Below are 18474 nucleotides of genomic sequence, written 5' to 3' on the forward strand. Positions count from 1 at the left end.
TCGTGCCTAACCGGCCGTGCCTGATCGGCTTCGCCCGGCGCCGCCGGGCGAAGCGCTTCTTCGACTACCCATATGGCAAACAAAAGCGATATCGGCCGCGTATTGTCGCGCGGCTCGGCCGACGTGGAGAGAGGGCGTTTGCGCTTCTTCGCCAAGGCGACGGGCGAAACCCGGCCTGTCTACACCAAGGTGGCCGCCGCGCGCGACGCGGGATACCCCGACCTGCCGGCGCCGCCGACCTTCCTGTTCTGCATGAACAGCGAAGTGGGAAGCTTCGAGGAGGAGTTAACGACGCTCCAACTGGATCTCGGCCGCGTCTTGCACGCGGAGCAGGCGTTCGACTACCACCGCATGGCGTTCGCTGGCGACACGCTTTCGTTCGAGACCCGCGTCTGCGGCGTCTACGACAAGAAGGGTGGTGCGCTGCATTTCGTCGAGCAGATCACCCGGGTTGAAAACCAGAGGGGCGAGCACGTAGCCGATTTGCGCCTCACCATCGTCGAGCGGCGAGGCTGAGGCAGTTCCATTTATTGCATTACACGACAGAAAAGTAAGGAGTCCAATCATGACCAAACTCGCAGGCAAGGTAGCACTCGTCACCGGCTCGGGCCGTGGCATCGGCCGCTCGCTGGCCCTCAAGCTCGCTTCGGAAGGTGCGCGCGTGGTCGTCAACGATCTCGATGCCGATCCGGCGAACGAAGTCGTCGAACTGATCAAGTCGCAGGGTGGCGAGGCCGTGGCGTGCGCCGGTAGCGTAAGCGCACCGGACTTCGCTGATCGGTTCATCAAGACGGCGGTCGATCACTACAAGGGAATCGACATCATCGTCAACAACGCCGGCTTCACCTGGGACAACGTGCTCCAGAAGATGACCGACGAGCAATGGTACGCAATCATCGATTGCCACCTGACCGCACCGTTCCGCATCCTGCGCGCCGCTTATCCGGTGATCTCGGCCGCCGCCAAGGCCGAAGCCGCCGAAGGGCGTGAAGTGTGGCGCAAGGTGGTGAACATTTCGTCGATCGCTGCCGGCGGTAACGCGGGGCAGACCAACTATTCGTCGGCCAAGTCGGGCATCCTCGGCATGACCAAGACGCTGTCGAAGGAGTGGGGGCGCCTGAAGGTCAATGTCAACGCTGTTGCCTTCGGCCATATCGAAACGCGCCTGACCGTGCCGCTCCAGGGCACCGAGAGCAAGACCGTGAATATCGAGGGCCGCGAGATCAAGGTGGGCATCGGCGAGGCGCTGGTCGAAGCCTCGAAGAAGATGATCCCCGCTGGCCGCCCTGGCACGCCGGAAGAAGCGGCCAACGCCGTGTACCTGTTCTGCCAGCCGGAGTCGGATTATGTATCCGGCCAGGTCGTGATCTGCGGCGGGGGCTTCGGCAACGTCTGACCGGCGCGCCGCCCGCGCCACGCGCGCGGGCGCGTGACAAGCCGACCGTTACGCGAGCCGCACCCCAAAGGCTGGACGCCGATCCGCCTTTGGGGTGTTTTGTTTTTCGGGGCTGTGTTTCGAGGCAGCGTCTGGCGAACAATCGTTGCCAGGACAACACTGCGGGGAAGGCCCGGCTGTATGCGGATGGGAGAGCGGGACGGTGAATGGCTTTATCGGCGTCGATCGGTTGCGGGACGCGCGCAAGCCGTCTTCGCCAATGCCTCGACGCAAAGCGAACGCCCCGGGTCCCGGGCGAAGCGGAAGCCGGTGCGCAGATGTCGACCTCCGACCCGCACGGGGACCGTCAAGCCTAGCGCACCTGGTTTAGCGCGCGGGCCGTCTTCGATTCGTCAGAATCGTCATGTGAGGTAGGCGCGCAGAGCTTACGGCGCGAGCGCTCTGTGTGCAGCCAGCGCAGGCAGCCGATGGCGGCACAGAAGATCACGCCGGCCGCGCCCATGTAGCCCAGTTCGTAGCCGTGCGGGTTCGCTGCTCCCGCCGCCTGGACCAGATGCCCCGTCGCGACCGCCGCCACCGCGGCCGCAATGTTGCCGATGGCGGTGAATATTGCGAGCATGACGGGTTGCTGGCCGAGCGGTGTGACCTCGGCGAGCAACACCGGGCCGAACGCGGTGGCCAGGGCGCCGAGTCCGGACGACAGCGCGATCACGACGGTCTTTTGTATCGGCGCGAGCGGAAGCTTGCCCAGCGCGACCAGCAGCAGCGCCGAGATGATCATTGCCGCGCCCAGCAGCTTCGCGCGTGCGTTGCGGCTCGATGTGCCGCGTCGCATCAGGCGCTGTGACAGGCCGCTCAGGAAAACCTGCACCGGCATGAGGATCAGCACGACGACGGTGAACCAGCGCCCGGCCGATGCGGCGCTGTAACCCAGCCCCCGCTGCAGGTAAAGCGGCAGCCAGGTCATGGTGATGCCCAGCACGGTGTAGCCGGCAATCGCCCCGCCGTAGATGGCGAGCACCGAACGGTCGGCGAAGAGCGTGCGATAGGGCAGTGCATCCGGCAGGCGGTATCCTGCGTTGCCGCGTGCGTCGGCGGAGCGGCCTTCGCTGCTGCCGCGAATCAGGCGCGGATTGCAGCCGATGCCGAGCCAGAGCAAAGACCAGAGCGCGCCGATCGCGGCGAGAATTGCGAAGTTGCTGCGCCAGCCCCACGCCGCCGTGATCGACGGGATCAGCAGCCCCGCGAGTACCAGCCCGATCGACGCTCCGGTGCTGACGACCGCGACCGGCAGGTTGCGCTTCTCGTCGGGGAACCATTGGAACAGGGCGACCACGGTGAACGGGAATGCCGGCCCTTCAGCGGCACCGAGCAGCATGCGCGCCCACAGCAACTCGTGCGCATTGGTGGCGAATAACACCGGAATTTGCAGGGCCGCCCACGCTATTCCCATGACGAGGAGCAGCCAGCGCGCGGCGAGTCGTCGGCACGATAATCCGACGAGAATGCCGGATAGGGAGAAGAGCCAGTAGAAGCTGCCGGAAATCATGCCGAACTGGGCGGCGGACAGGTTCAACTCGCTCATCAACGGTACCGCCGTCATGCTCAGGGCGATCTTGTCGAGGAAGTTGACCAGCATGTAGAGCTGCAAGAGGACCACGATGGTCCACGCAGGTCCGCGTCGGAAAATCTGGGAATCAGTCATGGAGATGTGAGGGCGGATTGCTGCGGTAGGAGGACGCCGAGGCGTCTCGCGGTATGGCCGGCGAGACGCGGCGGCTTCGGCGAGTGATGACGAAAGTCCGCCCGGAGTCAGAACGGTTTGTCGCCGACGACGGTGGCGCGCATCATGCGGCGCGTCGCGGGGAAATAGTCCTGGATCGCGTAGTGCTGGGTCGCGCGGTTGTCCCAGAAGGCGATGGTGTGAGGGCGCCATTTCAGGCGGACCTGATACTCCGGCGCAGCCGCCTGCGTATAGAGATACTGCAGCAGGTTCATCTCCTCGAACTGATAGTCGAAGCCGAAGCGGTATCTGCGGAAGCTTTCGAAGTTGAGGATATGCGTCGTGAAGGCCTGGTTGACGTAGAGGATCTTCTCGCCGCTTTCCGGGTGAGTGCGCACGACCGGATGGTGCTGTGCCGGGAACTGCCTGCGCAATTCCTCGCGGCGCTCGGGCGTCACGTCGTTGCCGAAGGTGGGCAGGATGTCGTGCACAGCGATCAGGCCATCCAGGCGCGCCTTGATGTCGTCGGGCAGGTTTTCGTACGCGGCGACCATGTTGATGAAGAGCGTGTCGCCGCCGATCTCTGGGCATTCGACGCAGCGCAGCATCGAACCGAGCGAGGGAATTTCGCGCCATGAGACATCGGTATGGAAGATGTTCTCGCGGGCCTTCCTGTCCCTGCTGCCGCCGAGCAGCACCAGTTCGGGATGATCGGGGTGATGCGGGAAAACGGGATGCACTTCCAGTTCGCCGAAGCGCCGCGCGAAAGCCACATGCTGCGCCGGCGTAATGTCCTGATCCCGGAAGAAGATGACCTTGAACTCCACGAGCGCACGGCGGAGCGCCTTGATGGTGGTTTCGTCCAGGCTCTCGCGCAGGTCGATGTCACCGATTTCGGCGCCGATGCCTGGCTGGCATCGCGTCAAGGAGAAGGGCCAGTCTCCCGATACGGTGGCGATTGTGCGTGGTCCTTCAATGGTATTCATGCTGAAGTTGTCTCCTGGGGCGGCTCACGAAAGAATTTCTCGTTGCAGGCGGCATCGTCGGCGAGCAACGTACGCCGTTGCGCGCACTGCACGGGTGCCATCGTGCGCCGGTGCCGCCTGGGGCATCCCACCCCACGGCGGGGGGGCATTTCGCTCTGCGAAGGAACGCAACATGGATCGTCCGGGTGGATTGCATTGCGACGCCCTGATGTGGCGCCGCCCCCTCGCCAGGAGGGGGCGCACCGCCTGGCCGCGCCCCCCCGCGTTGGGGGTGACTCCGCCTCCCGCGCGACGCGATCATGGGGTCACAGCCCAGCCGGCACCGCGCCGGTCAATATTCGAAGCGGAGATCCGATTGAACATCAGCCGAAACGTATTTCGTGAAGATCACGAGCAATATCGCAACACCGTGAGCCGGTTCTTTGAACGTGAATGCGTTCCGCGCCAGGAGGCGTGGAACGCCGCCGGCCAGGTGGATCGCGAGACCTGGCTGAAGGCCGGACGCGAAGGCCTGCTGTGCGTCACCATTCCGGTGGAGTATGGCGGCGGCGGCGGCGACTTCGGCCATGCCGCGGTGCTCGTCGAGGAGAACGCTCGTGCGGGCGTCAGCGGCTTTAGCTTCGGCGTGCACTCGTTCGTGGTCGCGCCCTACATCAACCGTCTCGGCACGGAAGAGCAGAAGCAGCGTTGGCTGCCGAAGGCGTGCTCGGGCGAAACCATCATGGCCGTCGCCATCACCGAGCCCGGCGGCGGCTCCGACGTGAAGGCCTGCCGCACCACGGCCGTTCGCGATGGCGACGAATGGGTCATCAACGGCAGCAAGACCTTCATTTCGAACGGCGTCATTGCGGACCTCGTCATGGTCGTATGCAAGACCGACCCGTCCGCCGGTGCCAAGGGCGTGAGCCTCATCATGGTCGAGACCGACCGCGAAGGCTTCCGCCGCGGCCGCAAGCTGCAGAAGGTCGGCATGCATGCCCAGGATACCGCCGAGCTGTTCTTCGACAATGTGCGCGTGCCCGCGAGCAATCTGCTGGGCGAGGAGAACAAAGGCTTCAGCTACCTGATGCACGACCTGACCCAGGAGCGCATGGGCATTGCGCTGAATGCTGCGGCGCAACTGGAGCGCGCGCTCGATCTCACGCTGCAGTACGTGAAGGACCGTAAAGCCTTCGGCCAGACAGTGTGGGACTTCCAGAACACCCGGTTCAAGCTCGCGGACGCCAAGGCGGGTGCCGTGGCTGTGCGCACGATGGTCGACCACTACCTCGGCAAGCATATGCGCGGCGAACTGACCGGCGAGGAGGCCGCCATCGCCAAGCTCTACGCCACCGAAACGATGTGGAAGCACGTGGACGACATGGTTCAGTTGCACGGCGGATACGGGTACATGCTGGAGTATCCGATCGCGCGCATCTTCGTCGATTTTCGTGTGTCCCGAGTCTATGGCGGGAGCAACGAGGTCATGCGCGAGGTCATTTCCCGCAAGCTGTGAGCGTTGCGGAGCAATTCGAGGAGAAAAACATGGCAGAAAAGAACATGATCGGCACTGTGCTCGGCACGGGTTCAGTTGAAATCGAAAAGGGGCGCTTGCGATTCTTCGCCAAGGCGATCGGTGAAAACGACCCCATCTATACCGACGACGCCGCAGCCCACGCGGCGGGACATCCCGCATTGCCCGTGCCGCCGACCTTCCTCGCCTGCATGGTCAGCGAGACGTCGAATGTCATCGAGCGCATGAAGGTGCTTCAGATGGATCTCGGCCGCATCCTGCACGCGGAGCAGGCCTTTGACTACCATCGTATGGCCTACGCGGGGGACACACTGCACCTCGAGACGAAGCTGTCCGATGTGTACGACAAGAAGGGCGGTGCGCTGCATTTCGCGGTCATGGAGACGCGGGTTACCAATCAGAACGGCGAACATGTTGCGGACCTTCGCGGCACTCTGGTCGAGCGCCGCGGCTAACAGAAAGCAAGGAGAAAGAGAACATGCAAGCCCCCCGTTTCAGCGATGTCAACGTCGGCGACAAACTGCCCCCGTTGGCCCTGCCGGCGATCAACCGTACGATGCTCGCGCTCTACTGCGGCGCTTCGGGCGACCACAATCCGATCCACATCGATATCGACTTTGCGCGCAAGTCGCGCATGCCGGACGTATTTGCGCACGGCATGCTTTCGGCGGCCTGGCTCGGGCGGCTGCTGACCAGCTGGGCGCCGCAGACCGCGCTGCGCAATGTCTCGGTCCGCTTCACCGGCATCACGCACCTGGGCAACCAGCCGACCTGCACCGGTGAAGTCGTCGAGAAGCTCGAGGCCAATGGCGAGAACCGCGTCAAGGTCGCGATCAGGTGTACGAACCAGTACGGCGAAGACAAGCTGGTGGGCGAAGCCACCTTGGCGCTGGACTGACGGGAAGGACCCCGCGGTCGGCTGCGCGTGAGGGAGCCGTGGCGGGGAGCATTCGGAATCAGGAGCCGGTGGCGAGACAGTCGAACTGCCTCATGCCGCGGCCCGCGGAGATCAACATGTACATGACCCAGGGACTGCACCGGTCCCTCCAGCAACGTCCTGGCGCCGTTGCGATCCGCTTTGGCGACCACAGCGTCACCTTCCGGCAGCTCGGCGCGCGCGTGGCGCGTCTGGCCGGCGCGTTGCGCCAGTTCGGCGTGATGGACGGCGAGCGCGTTGCGATGCTCTCGCTCAATTCGGCCCGCTATCTCGAGTACAACCTGGCCGTGCCTTGGGCGGGAGGCGTGCTGAATCCGGTCAACATCCGCTGGAGCCAGGCGGAAATGCTCTACGCGCTCAACGATTCGGGCACCAGCATCCTTATCGTCGACGAGACCTTCAAGGGCCTCGCCGCCGCGCTGCAGGCCGGCGCGCCGAGCGTGCGCCACGTGATCTACGCGGGGGACGGCCCCGTCCCCGATGACATGCACGGATACGAAACGCTGATCGACGCCAGCGAGCCGGTGGAGGACGCCTGGCGCCACGGCGACGACCTTGCCGGCATCTTCTACACCGGCGGCACGACCGGCTTCCCCAAGGGCGTGATGCTGTCGCATGCGAACCTGACGACGACGGCGATGGCCGCCATCCTCGCGGGACGTTGCGGTGCGGAAGCCGTGTTCCTGCACGTAATGCCGATGTTCCACCTGGCCGCCTTTGCCGCGGCCAACGCACTGTTCGCCTCGGGCGCGCAGCAAATCGTGATGCCGGGCTTCAATCCGCAGGCCACGCTCAACGCCATCGCCCGCGAGCGCGTCAACCAGATCGGGCTCGCGCCGACCATGATCCAGATGCTGGTCGACTGGATGGCCGGGAACCCGGCCGAAGCGGCGGAACTGGACCTAAGCTCGCTTCGGCTCATTGCCTATGGCGCCTCGCCCATCTCGCAGACGCTCTTGCGGCGCGTTGGGGCCGCATTTCCAGGCGTCGCGTTCATGCAGGGCTATGGCATGACCGAGCTGTCCGCCACGTGCACGATTCTCGGACCCGAGTTTCACACCGAAGAGGCTTTCGCGAGCGGCAAAGCGCGCGCCGCTGGCAAGCCGCTGATGTCGGTGGAGGTGCGTATCGTCGGGCCGGACGGCGCGGAGCTGCCGCGCGGCGGAGTCGGCGAGATCGTCGCGCGCGGCGGCACGGTGATGCTCGGCTACTGGAACAAGCCCGAAGCCACGGTCGAAGCGATCCGCAATGGCTGGATGCATACCGGCGACAGCGGCTACATGGACGAAGAGGGCCTCATCTACGTGGTCGACCGGCTCAAGGACATGATCGTCACCGGCGCGGAGAACGTGTATTCGGCTGAGGTCGAGAACGCGGTCTCCAGCCACCCGTCGGTCGCCATGTGCGCGGTGATCGGCGTGCCCAACCAGAAGTGGGGCGAGTCGGTGCACGCGGTCGTCGTGAGCAAGCCCGGCATGAACGTGAGCGCCGAGGAAATCATTGCGCATTGCCGCGAGCGCATTGCGGGCTACAAGTGCCCGCGCAGCGTGGAGTTTCGCGACACGTTGCCGTTGTCGAGCGTCGGCAAGGTGCTCAAGGGCGAGTTGCGCAAGCCTTTCTGGAGCGACCGCGCGCGCAGCGTTGCGTGATGCGCAGCATTCCTGATCAATCATTCCAGGAGCTACTTTGACTTCTCTACTTTCGACGCTGTCGCTGGCGAGCATTCCGCCGGAAGACGAAGCGTTGCGCGCACCCGTGCGGGCATTCCTGCACAGCGAGCTGCGCGACTATCCCCCGCATTTGCGGGCTCGCAGCATTGGCGCCTACGATGCCGACCTCACCCGTGCGCTCGGCGCGAAGGGCTGGATCGGCATGAACCTGCCGCCCGAAGTCGGTGGCGACGGGCGTAGCCACTTCGCGCGCTTCGTGTTCACCGAGGAAGTGCTGGCGTTCGGCGCACCCGTCGTCGCGCACTGGACCGCCGACCGCCAGACGGCGCAGCTGATCGCGCGCTACGGCACGAGGGAGCAGCAGGCACGCTACATCCCCGGCATTCGCGCCGGCGAGATCGTGTTCGGCATCGGTCTGAGCGAGCCCGACACCGGTTCCGACCTCGCCAGCGTGCGCACACGCGCAGTGCGCACCGAAACCGGCTGGCGCATCAACGGCCGCAAGATCTGGACGACCAACGGCCACCGCGCGAGCCACATGTGCGCGCTGGTGCGCACGTCGGGCACAACCGAGGACCGCCACAAGGGCCTGTCGCAACTGATCTTCGACATGAAGACGCCAGGCATCAGCGTGCGCCCGATCCTCAACATCGTCGGCGAGGATGAGTTCAGCGAAGTGCTGTTCGAGGACGTGGACGTACCGGTTGACGCGCTGATCGGCGAGGAAGGCGACGGCTGGAGCCAGGTGACCGCCGAGCTGGCCTTCGAGCGCAGTGGCTGCGAGCGTATCTATTCGAGTGTGGTGCTTGCCGACATCTGGCTGGACGAGATGCGCGCGATCGAGAACCCGCCGTCCATCGTGGTCGATGTCGCGGGTCGTATCGCGGGTCGCCTGGCCGTGTTGCGCGCCATGTCGCTGGGTGTTTGCGCATGCCTCGACGCCGGCAAGAACCCGGAGCTCGAAGCATCGCTGGTCAAGGATCTCGGCACCGAGTTCGAGCAGGAGGTGCCCAGCTGGATCGCCGAGGCCAACGCAAGCATTCAGAGCTTCCGCCCGTCGCGCGAACTGGCTCTGGCGCTTGCCTACGTGACGCAGTACGCGCCGGTCTTTTCGATCCGCGGCGGCTCTCGCCACATCATGCGCGGCATCATCTCCCGCGGCCTTGGACTTCGTTGATTGAGTGACACCATGACTGATTCCATCCTGGGCGGCTTCGAGCGCCCGCTACGCGAACTGTGCACCGTCGAGGCGCTGCGCCGTGTCGAGGCAGGCGAAGGGGCCGAGGCGCTGTGGCAGAGCATCGACGCGCTCGGCTACACCGATGCGCTGGTGCCGGCTGAATCCGGCGGCGCGGGTCTGTCGCTCGCCGACATGCACGCGCTGTTCTTCGCCGCCGGCCGCGCCGGACTGAGTCTGCCGTTCGCAGAGACGGCCGTGGCGCGCGCGCTGCTGGCGTCGGCCGGGCATCAGCCGGGCGGCGGCTGCATCGTCGTTGCGCCGGCGGCCGAAGCCGATGGCGAGGCCGTGGTCTGCCATGACGTGCAGGATGCCGCGCTGGCCGAGTTCGTGCTGGTCAGCCGCGCCGGCGAATGGCTGCTGCTCGTGCGCGACGCGGCGCATTTCACGCCGGGCGCGTACCGTCCGACGATGTCGGCGGACACGCTGCGCTGGAGCACGGGGCGAGAAGCACTCGTGCGCTTCCCGGTGCAATGTGCCGACGGCGAGGCCATCCGCAACGTGCTGCAAGCTACGGCGATGGCCGGCGCAATGGCCCATGTGACCGACCTGACGGTGCGCTATGCCAACGACCGCAAGCAGTTTGGGCGCCCCATCGGCAAGTTCCAGGCAGTGCAGCAAGATGTGGCCGTGCTGGCATCGCAGGCCGCCACCGCCGAGATGGCTTCGCGCATCGGTTGCTCGAGCGCGAGCTTTCTGCCCGATCCGTTGCTGGCGGCCACGGCCATGCTGCGTGCGTCGGAGGCAGCGGCCCGCGTGGCGGCGATCTCACATGCGGTGCACGGTGCGATCGGCATGACCGAGGAGCACGAACTGGGCTTGTTCACGCGACGCCTGCATGAATCCCGGAGCAGCGGCGCCGGCGTGCGTTGCGCGGAGCAACTCGGGCGCACCGTGCTGGCGGAAGAGGGCCTGCCGGTGGTGGACTTCGTTCGCACGAGGCTCACCGCCGGCGCAGCGGCCGCGTGAGTTCATTCGAGGCCGCTGCTGACCGGCGCAGAGGGCTTGCCGACCCCGCGCCGGTCGTATTGCGCCACAGTGCGTCCCGCGCAGAGCCGGACGCAGCCGCCAAGCTATAATTGCGGGGGCGTTTCTGCGGCGCCATCGTTTTCGCATCACTGTTCTGAACCTGCCATGTCCGCATCCGATACCGTGACCGGCATCTCGCCGGAGGCCGGTAATACCGGTGCCTGCGATGCCTCTTCCTTCGCCGGCTCGCGGCTGCTTCCCCCGCGCGGAGAGCGCCGGCTGATGCCGCGCGACACGCTGATGAATCGCCTGATGGAGGCGCGCGAACGGCGTGGCATCGTCGTGCAAGGGCCTGCCGGAAGCGGCAAGACCAGCACGCTCCTCGCTTGGCGCAAGCGCCTTCTGGGACTCGATACGGACGTCGCGTGGCTGACATTGACCCCCGCGGACAATGACTCCAGCCGATTCTTCGATGATTTGCTAACGAGCATCGCCGAGGTCGACCCTGGCCTCGTGCGTGACGCCGCACTGCTGGTGGGACGCGACAGCGACGAGGCGGCGAGCGAGCGGCTGATGCTCGCGCTGCTGGCGGGTGTCGGACGGCATTGCCGCGACGTGGTGCTGATGCTGGACGATGTGCATTACCTGCACAACCCGTCTATCGTGGAGGCCCTGCGCTGCGCGGTCGAATATGCACCGCCCAACCTCCGTCTGGCTTTCGGCACGCGCGCGGCGTTGCCGCTGCCGTTGGCCGCCCTGAATGCGCGTGGCCAGATGCTGGAGATCGGCGCTCGCGACCTGGCCTTCAGCCCGGACGAGTCGGAGCGGTACCTGCAAAACTACGTGAGCGACATCGACAAGCGCGAAGCACGGCGGCTGCACGATCTCACGGAAGGCTGGGTGGCCGGCCTGCAGTTGTTCGCGGTCGATCTCAAGACGCAGCGCCGGCAGCGCGGCGAGCGGGTGCCGGTGCGCGATACGCAGACATTTGCGAGGTACTTCGAGCATGAGGTGCTTGGCAGCCTGCCTGAAGAGGATCTGCAGATACTCGTACGCATCTCGGTCTGCGAGAGCGTCAGCCCGGCGCTCTGCGCGACACTGATGGGGATGCCGCACGCCGTTGCGAGGATGATGCGGCACCTGATGCATCTCGAGGGGGGCGGCCTCTTCCTGACGCGGCATGACACGCGCGACCACGAGGTGTGGTATCGGCTTCATCCTCTGATACGCGAGGTGCTGCAGGCGCGTTGCCTCGAATGGCCCGAAGCCGATCTGCGGGCCATGCATGCGACCGCGTGGCGCTGGTTCGAAGCGCGCGGCTACCTCGACGAGGCGGTGCGCCACGCGGTGGAAGCGGGCGAGTGCGAAGCGGCGGCCGATCTGGTCGAGCAGCGGATCCCCGAACTGATGGAACACGGCCACTTGTCGCAGATGGCCGCGCTCATGCGCCGCTTGCCGCCCGAACAGGTGCGGCGGCGGTTCAGATTGCGCATCTTGCGATCGTATTTGCGGCTGTTCGCTCACGATTTCGAGTTGGTCACGGAGACGCTCGATGAACTGGAGCGCGAGGCGGCGCGCGGCCAACTCGACGAGCGCCAGCGCTACGCCGTCACCCTGTTGCGCGCAGCCTTCGCGCTGTATTCGGACGATGTGAGCGCGCTCGCCACGCTGCTCCCGCAGGTTCAGGACACGCCTGATGGCCTCGATCAAGTGGAGGCCGCCACGCGGGCCAATCTGCTCGGAATGATATACATCTTCTGCGGCGATTTTGCCCACGGCCGGCGCGTGTTGCAGGATGAATCGTGGGCCGAAAAGTCGATCCGCGCCGGGCTGATTGCCGATTGCGTGACCGCCATGAGCTTCGTGCTTGAAGGCCAGATCGCGCGGGCCGGTACCATCTTGCGCACGGTCCTCGACAGCGCTGAGAAGTTCGGCCCCGGCTATATCGGCGTCGCGAGCCTCGCAGCGGGACTGCTGGCCGAGATCCTGTACGAACTCAGCGATATCGACGCGCTGTGCAGCCTGCTCGGCACACGCATCGACGTGCTCGAGCGCGTCTCGATGCCCGACACGGTGCTTCGCGCACTGGCCCCGCTGGCCCTCGGGCACTGGATCGCGGGCCGTCCGCTAGACGCGCACGCCACGCTGGAGCGTCTGGAAGACTACGCGCTGCGCAACCGGCTGGACCGCTTGCAGGCCTACGTGCTCGCCTTGCGCGTGCGCATCTACCTTCAGGAAGGGGAGCCGGACTTTGCGGAGGGCTCGCTCGATCGCCTCGATTTGCTCGCCGCGCAATACACCGATGCTTCGCACAACTTCACGCTGGATCTGTGGCTTTGCGCCGGCCGCGCGCATCTCGATCTCTGCATGCATCGCAACGACCATTTCCAGATGCGCGCCCGAGCGCTGTCGTTGCTCGCCGTCGCTGAGAAGGCTGGGAGATGGCGGTTCGTCGCGACCCTGCACGTCCTGCTGGCGATCGCCGAACAGCACTGCGGTAATGCGCTGTCGTCCGACGAGCATCTGCTCGAAGCGGTGAGGCTCGGTCATCGGCTCGGCCTCGTGCGCACGCTGATCGACGCTTCGCCGCAGGCTCCGGCACTGCTGTCGGCATTGAGGCAGCGCGAGAACCTCGACCCCGTCCTCTGCTTCTATCTTCAGAGATTGATGGATGCCACCGGTGTACCGCAGGCGCGCAAGGCGGCACCCGCGGCAGCGCCTCGGGTTTTGCGCGAAGCGCTGTCCGAGCGCGAAAGCGAGATCCTCGAACTGGTGGCGCAGGCCATGCCCAACAAGAAGATCGCGGCCATGCTCAACATCACGCCCGAAACGGTCAAGTGGCACTTGAAGAACATCTTCAACAAGCTGGAAGTGGGTAGCCGCAACGACGCGGCCGCCCGGCTGCGGGCGCTGAAGGCTGAATCCCAGGGATAGGCCCCGCTTCCCGTTCGCCATTCCCGACGATTGGCGCCGAACTCCCGCAGTGCTCCGGGATGCCCGCCATGAATCCCGTCCGGGTCGGCCGCCGACCGGACGGAGCGCGAACCTGCGGCGACGGCTGACGGTCGCCGTCTGAAGTCGGGACAGCCAACGACCTGCTGCATGGACGGCCATCCGTCCATCCCGGCTGCGCGATTCTCCATTGGCCGATCCTGGCCACCCCCTCGATGCCCTATGGCGGCAACACCCCCCAAGCCCCCCGGCTTCCCCCCCACGGTGGGTTGCTCCCAATGTCCCGGTCGTCATTGAAGATGCCATCACGGTCGCCGCGCCTTCGCAAGAGGCCGGCGGACGCTTCTGATCCGGCAGCCGATGCGGTGTCCACTCCCGGCCCGCAGGCTGCCCTACCCGAGAGACATCAAGATGAGCGACAAAGTCATTGTTGGCGGCGTCGGCATGATTCCCTTCAGCAAGCCGGGCGCGAGCCCGAGCTACACCCAGATGGGTGCCGAGGCCGTTCGCCTTGCGCTGAAGGATGCCGGCATTGGCTATGAGTTGATCCAGGAAGCCTACGTCGGCTATGTGTACGGCGACTCCACGTCGGGCCAGACCGCGCTGTACGAGGTCGGCATGACGGGCATTCCGGTGGTCAACGTCAACAACAACTGCTCGACGGGCTCCACGGCCCTGTGGCTCGCCCGCAAGGCCGTCGAGAGCGGCGCGACCGACTGTGCGCTGGCGCTTGGCTTCGAGCAGATGCAGGCCGGCGCGCTGAAGAGCCACTGGGACGACCGCCCGCCCACCCGCGAGCGCTTTCTGCCGGTCCTGTGGAACCTGACGGCCGACGCGGAAGGCGTGCCGCAGGCCTTGCGCGGCTTCGGCGGCGCGGGCCGCGAGCATATGCGCAAGTACGGCACCAGCATGCGTACCTTCGCCGAGATCCGCGCCAAGGCTAGCCGCCACGCCGCCAATAATCCGCTGGCGCTGTTCAAGAACGTGGTGACGGCCGATGACGTGATGAACGACAAGGTGGTGTGGCCGGGCGTGATGACGCGCCTGATGGCTTGTCCGCCGACCTGCGGCGCGGCCGCCGCGCTGATCGTGTCGGAGCGTTTCGCGAAGAAGCACGGCATCCGCACCGACGTGCAGATCCTCGCCCAGTCGATGACGACCGATCCGGCCGAGTCGTTCGATCCACCCTCGCTGATCTCCTACGTGGGCGGCTACATGACGCGTGCAGCCGCGAAGGAAGTGTACGAGAAGGCCGGCGTCGGCCCCGAAGATATCAAGGTGTGCGAACTGCACGACTGCTTCGCGCACAACGAACTGCTGACCTACGAAGGTCTCGGTTTCTGCCCGACTGGCGAGGCCGAGAAGTTCGTCATGGACGGCGGCAATACCTATGGCGGCAAGGTCGTGACCAACCCGTCCGGCGGCCTGCTGTCGAAGGGCCACCCGCTCGGCGCCACGGGCCTCGCGCAGTGCTACGAGCTGACCCATCAACTGCGAGGCACGGCCGACCGGCGTCAGGTGGACGGCGCGAAGCTCGCGCTGCAGCACAACCTTGGCCTCGGCGGCGCCTGCGTGGTGACGCTGTACGGCAAGAACTGATTTTCCCCGCGGCCCCCGCGCGTCGCCTGTCCAGGGCTCGGAGGCGGGGACGCCGACCATTGCTGGTCACGGGCTCCCAGCGGCGGCCCGATATATACGCATGAAAGGAGATACGCAATCATGAACAGAACCCTCGAAGGCAAGGTTGCCATCGTCACTGGCGCTGGCCGCGGCATCGGCCGCAGCATCGCACTGCTTTTCGCATCGAAGGGCGCGCGCGTGGTCGTCAACGACCTCGACGCCGCGCCCGCGAACGAAGTCGTGGCCGAGATCGAAAACGCGGGAGGCCAGGCGCTGGCGTTTGCGTGCAACGTGACGGCCCCGGACTTCGGCACGCGCCTCGTCAACGCCACGCTCGACAAGTTCGGCGCCATCGACATCATCGTCAACAACGCCGGCTTTACCTGGGACAACGTAATCCAGAAGATGACCGACGAGCAGTGGGACGCGATCATCGACTGCCACCTGAAGGCGCCGTTCAACCTGTTGCGCGCGGTGCAGCCCTACTTCAAGGAGGCCGCCAAAGCGGACGCCGAGGCCGGTCGCGAAGTGTTCCGCAAGGTGGTGAACATTTCGTCGATCGGTGGCACGCAGGGCAACCCGGGCCAGGTGAACTACTCGGCTGCCAAAGCGGGCATCATCGGCATGACGAAGACACTCGCGAAGGAGTGGGGCCGCCTGAAGGTCAACGTCAACGTGGTAGCCTACGCCGCCATCGAGACGCGTCTCACGCAGGCTGTGACGCAAGACACCTACGTGGATGTCGATGGTCGTCAGATCAAGGTGGGTGTTCCCGCGGACAAGCACGCCGCCGGGCAGGCAACGATTCCGTTCGGTCGCATGGGGACCTGCGAGGAGGCAGCCGGCTCGGTGTATATGTTTTGCATCCCCGAGTCGAATTATGTGACGGGCCAGACGCTGATCTGCGGAGGCGGCCGCGGCGGCTTCTGACGCGCCCACCTTCCAGCGCGGCCGTAGCTCAAGCGCAAAGAGAACGCCACACCTTCGCGGTGTGGCGTTTTCGTTTGGTGGCGCCGCGTCGCGTGAGGTGAGCCGGCCCACGGTTGTGCGGTCCGCTTCCGTCGACGGCAGCGGACCGCGCCGCGTGGGCACGGGGCGTATCAACGTGCGCTTGCCGCGTTGAACGGCACATCCTTGTCCACGCGCACGTCTCCCGGCAGCCCGAGCACGCGCTCGGCGATGATATTGCGCAGGATCTCGTCGGTGCCACCCGCCACGCGCGAGCCCGGCGCGTACAGCATGGCCGTCTGGTACCAGGCCTGCATCGGCGCGAGTTCGGCGTCCATTACGGCGCCGGCCTGACCGGCGAGGTCCATGCCGAAATCGGCCATCTCCTGCAGCAGCCCGACGCTGACCACCTTGCACACCGACGCCTCGGGCCCCGGCGTCTGTCCGCGCGAAAGGCGCGTCATGGTGCGAAAGCGCGTGTACTTGACGCCCTGCGAACGGACGTACCAGTCGGCGAGTCGCCCGCGCACCGCGGCGTGCTCGAGCGCGGGCATGCCGTCGACGTCGCACTGGCGCGCCAGTGCGAGCATGTCGTCGATGTTCGGACGCGGCGCCTCGCCGACGGCGAGACGCTCGTTCATCAGCGTGGTCAGCGCGACTTTCCAGCCGCCGTTGATCTCGCCGAGACGCTGGGCGTCCGGAATGCGCACGTCGGTGAAGAACACTTCGCAGAAGTGCGAAGGGCCCGAGATCTGGCGGATGCGGCGCACCTCGATGCCCGGTGACTTCATGTCGACGAAGAACGCGGTGATGCCTGCGTGCTTGGGCGCGTCCGGATTGGTGCGCGTGAGCAGCAACCCGTAGTCGGCGTGGTGAGCGCCGGAGGTCCAGATCTTCTGCCCGTTGACGATCCACTCGTCGCCGTCGCGCTCGGCGCGCATGCGCAGTCCGGCCAGATCGGAACCGGCGGACGGCTCCGAGAAGAGCTGGCACCAGATTTCATCGCCGCGCAGCGCCGGAGCGACGTGCCGATCGAGCTGGGCCGGCGTCGCATAGGCAATCATGGTCGGGATGCACATGCCGAGGCCGATGCCGAACGGCGTCGCGTTGACGTCGTAAGCGGCTTCCTCTTCGTTGTAGATCACCTGTTCTATTGCCGTGCCGCCGCGGCCGCCCCAACGCTTGTCCCAGGTGATGGCGGCAAAGCCTGCTTCGGCCTTGCGGCGCTGCCAGTCTTTCGCGCGGGCGAGGCCCTCGGTGTCCGCCACGTAACGCTGGCGTGACTGCACCACGTCGTTGCGGCGTCGCGGCGCGCCGGCTTCGAGGAAGCGGCGGGCCTCGGCCCGGAATGCGGCTTCCGCGGGGGTATCGTTGAAATCCATGGCAGTCCTCAGTTGGCGGTGGCGGCCACGTCGTGCGCGGCCCACTGCGTGACCAGCAGGTCCTTCCAGTACGTCACGCTGCCCAGTTGCGTGGCGAGCATGCCGGCGCGGCGCAAGTACAGGTGGCAGTCCAGTTCCCAGGTGAAGCCCATGCCGCCGTGGGTCTGGATGTTCTCGCGCGATGCGAAGCGGTACGCGTCGGTGGCGCAGACGCGCGCGGCCGCGGCGGCCAGCGGCAGTTCGGGCGCATCGGCCTCCAGCGCCCAGGCGCCATAGTAGGCGTTCGAGCGCGCCAGCTCGGCCGCCGTGTACATGTCCGCGAGCTTGTGCTTGATGGCCTGGAACGAGCCGATCGGACGGCCGAAGGCGATGCGCTCCTTCGCGTACGCAGTACCCATCTCGACGCAGGCACTGGCGCCGCCGATCTGCTCGAAGGCGAGCAGCACGGCCGCCTTGCACAGCAGGCGCTCGACTGCCGCCCAGCCGGACTTGCCGCCCGCGAGCTTCTCGGCCGGCGCGGCGTCGAAGACGATCTTTGCCTGCGGGCGGGTCGGATCGACGCTCTCGAGGGGTGAGCGCGCGACGCCTTCGCCCGCGAGATCCACGAGGTAGAGTCCCGGAGCGCCAGCTTCGTCGTTGGCGACCACGACGGCGAAGTCGGCGATGCCGCCGTCCACCACGGGCCATTTCGTTGCGTAGAGGCGTCCGCCTTCGACATGCGCACGCACAGCAGAGGCGGAGGGATTGCCCAGCCCTTCAGCGAGCGCGAACGTGCCAATGACCTCGCCGCTGGCGAGGCGCGGCAGCCATGCGGCTTTCTGCGCGTCGCTCCCATGGGTCAGGATCGCTTCGGTGGCCTGATAGACCGACGATGCGAAAGGCACCGGCGCCAGCACGCGGCCGAGTTCCTCGGCCAGGACGCACAGTCCCTCATAGCCGAGACCGGCGCCACCGAACTGCTCGGGGATCGCCGCGCCGGTCCAGCCGAGCTGCGCGATTTCCTGCCAGAGTTTGCGGTCGAAAGCATCCTTGCCTTCGAGCACCTGCCGCACGGCGGTCGCCGGGCACTGCTGCTGTAACATCCTGCGCGCCTGTTCACGCAGCATGTGCAGGTCTTCGTTGAAGTCGAAGTTCATGCTTG

The 18474-nt window shown here is 66.0% G+C and carries 15 protein-coding genes; 11 read left to right on the top strand and 4 right to left on the bottom strand.

Features of this window, described 5'->3' with window-relative positions:
* Window positions 1–72 precede the first annotated feature (72 nt).
* Together U5A58_RS25745 and U5A58_RS25750 are read left to right on the top strand one after the other, a co-directional pair.
* The gene (locus tag U5A58_RS25745; RefSeq protein ID WP_321916115.1) at window positions 73–516 is read left to right on the top strand and encodes a MaoC family dehydratase N-terminal domain-containing protein; all 444 of its coding nucleotides are present in this window, start codon (window positions 73–75) and stop codon (window positions 514–516) included.
* A gap of 49 nt (window positions 517–565) precedes the next feature.
* A complete protein-coding gene (locus U5A58_RS25750; RefSeq protein WP_321916116.1) occupies window positions 566–1396 on the top strand; it encodes an SDR family NAD(P)-dependent oxidoreductase in 831 nt (276 codons plus the stop codon).
* 352 nt (window positions 1397–1748) lie between these two features.
* On the opposite strand, the gene U5A58_RS25755 is transcribed toward U5A58_RS25750, so the two are convergent.
* Together U5A58_RS25755 and U5A58_RS25760 are read right to left on the bottom strand one after the other, a co-directional pair.
* Window positions 1749–3101, bottom strand: coding sequence for an MFS transporter (locus U5A58_RS25755; protein ID WP_321916117.1), 1353 nt, complete (start codon window positions 3099–3101; stop codon window positions 1749–1751).
* Window positions 3102–3208: 107 nt separating this feature from the next.
* Complete coding sequence (locus U5A58_RS25760; RefSeq protein ID WP_321916118.1) at window positions 3209–4105, bottom strand: TauD/TfdA dioxygenase family protein; 897 nt, start codon at window positions 4103–4105, stop codon at window positions 3209–3211.
* A gap of 355 nt (window positions 4106–4460) precedes the next feature.
* Here U5A58_RS25760 and U5A58_RS25765 point away from each other — a divergent pair, with 355 nt between their 5' ends.
* The 9 genes from U5A58_RS25765 to U5A58_RS25805 all read left to right on the top strand — a co-directional run bounded on the left by U5A58_RS25765 (window position 4461) and on the right by U5A58_RS25805 (window position 15933).
* Window positions 4461–5600 carry an acyl-CoA dehydrogenase family protein gene (locus U5A58_RS25765; protein ID WP_321916163.1) on the top strand — a complete coding sequence of 380 codons (1140 nt, stop codon included), beginning with the start codon at window positions 4461–4463 and terminating at the stop codon, window positions 5598–5600.
* 29 nt (window positions 5601–5629) lie between these two features.
* Window positions 5630–6073: a MaoC family dehydratase N-terminal domain-containing protein gene (locus tag U5A58_RS25770; protein ID WP_321916119.1), complete on the top strand. Its 444-nt coding sequence runs from the start codon at window positions 5630–5632 to the stop codon at window positions 6071–6073.
* A gap of 23 nt (window positions 6074–6096) precedes the next feature.
* Entirely contained in the window at window positions 6097–6516 is a 420-nt protein-coding gene (locus U5A58_RS25775; protein WP_321916120.1) for a MaoC family dehydratase, read from the top strand.
* Between the two features lie 116 nt (window positions 6517–6632).
* The gene (locus tag U5A58_RS25780) at window positions 6633–8204 is read left to right on the top strand and encodes a long-chain-fatty-acid--CoA ligase (protein ID WP_321916121.1); all 1572 of its coding nucleotides are present in this window, start codon (window positions 6633–6635) and stop codon (window positions 8202–8204) included.
* A gap of 37 nt (window positions 8205–8241) precedes the next feature.
* Window positions 8242–9402 carry an acyl-CoA dehydrogenase family protein gene (locus tag U5A58_RS25785; RefSeq protein ID WP_321916122.1) on the top strand — a complete coding sequence of 387 codons (1161 nt, stop codon included), beginning with the start codon at window positions 8242–8244 and terminating at the stop codon, window positions 9400–9402.
* Between the two features lie 12 nt (window positions 9403–9414).
* Window positions 9415–10431, top strand: coding sequence for an acyl-CoA dehydrogenase family protein (locus U5A58_RS25790; protein WP_321916123.1), 1017 nt, complete (start codon window positions 9415–9417; stop codon window positions 10429–10431).
* A gap of 165 nt (window positions 10432–10596) precedes the next feature.
* Entirely contained in the window at window positions 10597–13365 is a 2769-nt protein-coding gene (locus U5A58_RS25795; RefSeq protein WP_321916124.1) for a LuxR C-terminal-related transcriptional regulator, read from the top strand.
* A 429-nt stretch (window positions 13366–13794) separates the two neighbouring features.
* The gene (locus U5A58_RS25800; protein ID WP_321916125.1) at window positions 13795–14982 is read left to right on the top strand and encodes a lipid-transfer protein; all 1188 of its coding nucleotides are present in this window, start codon (window positions 13795–13797) and stop codon (window positions 14980–14982) included.
* 120 nt (window positions 14983–15102) lie between these two features.
* A complete protein-coding gene (locus tag U5A58_RS25805; protein ID WP_321916126.1) occupies window positions 15103–15933 on the top strand; it encodes an SDR family NAD(P)-dependent oxidoreductase in 831 nt (276 codons plus the stop codon).
* A 170-nt stretch (window positions 15934–16103) separates the two neighbouring features.
* Here the strand turns inward: U5A58_RS25805 and U5A58_RS25810 are convergent, their stop codons facing one another.
* Window positions 16104–17333, bottom strand: coding sequence for an acyl-CoA dehydrogenase family protein (locus tag U5A58_RS25810; protein WP_321916127.1), 1230 nt, complete (start codon window positions 17331–17333; stop codon window positions 16104–16106).
* An 8-nt stretch (window positions 17334–17341) separates the two neighbouring features.
* Entirely contained in the window at window positions 17342–18469 is a 1128-nt protein-coding gene (locus U5A58_RS25815) for an acyl-CoA dehydrogenase family protein (protein ID WP_321916128.1), read from the bottom strand.
* Between the last annotated feature and the right edge of the window lie 5 nt (window positions 18470–18474).

This window comes from Paraburkholderia sp. J7, from assembly GCF_905220155.1.
Classification (GTDB): domain Bacteria; phylum Pseudomonadota; class Gammaproteobacteria; order Burkholderiales; family Burkholderiaceae; genus Paraburkholderia.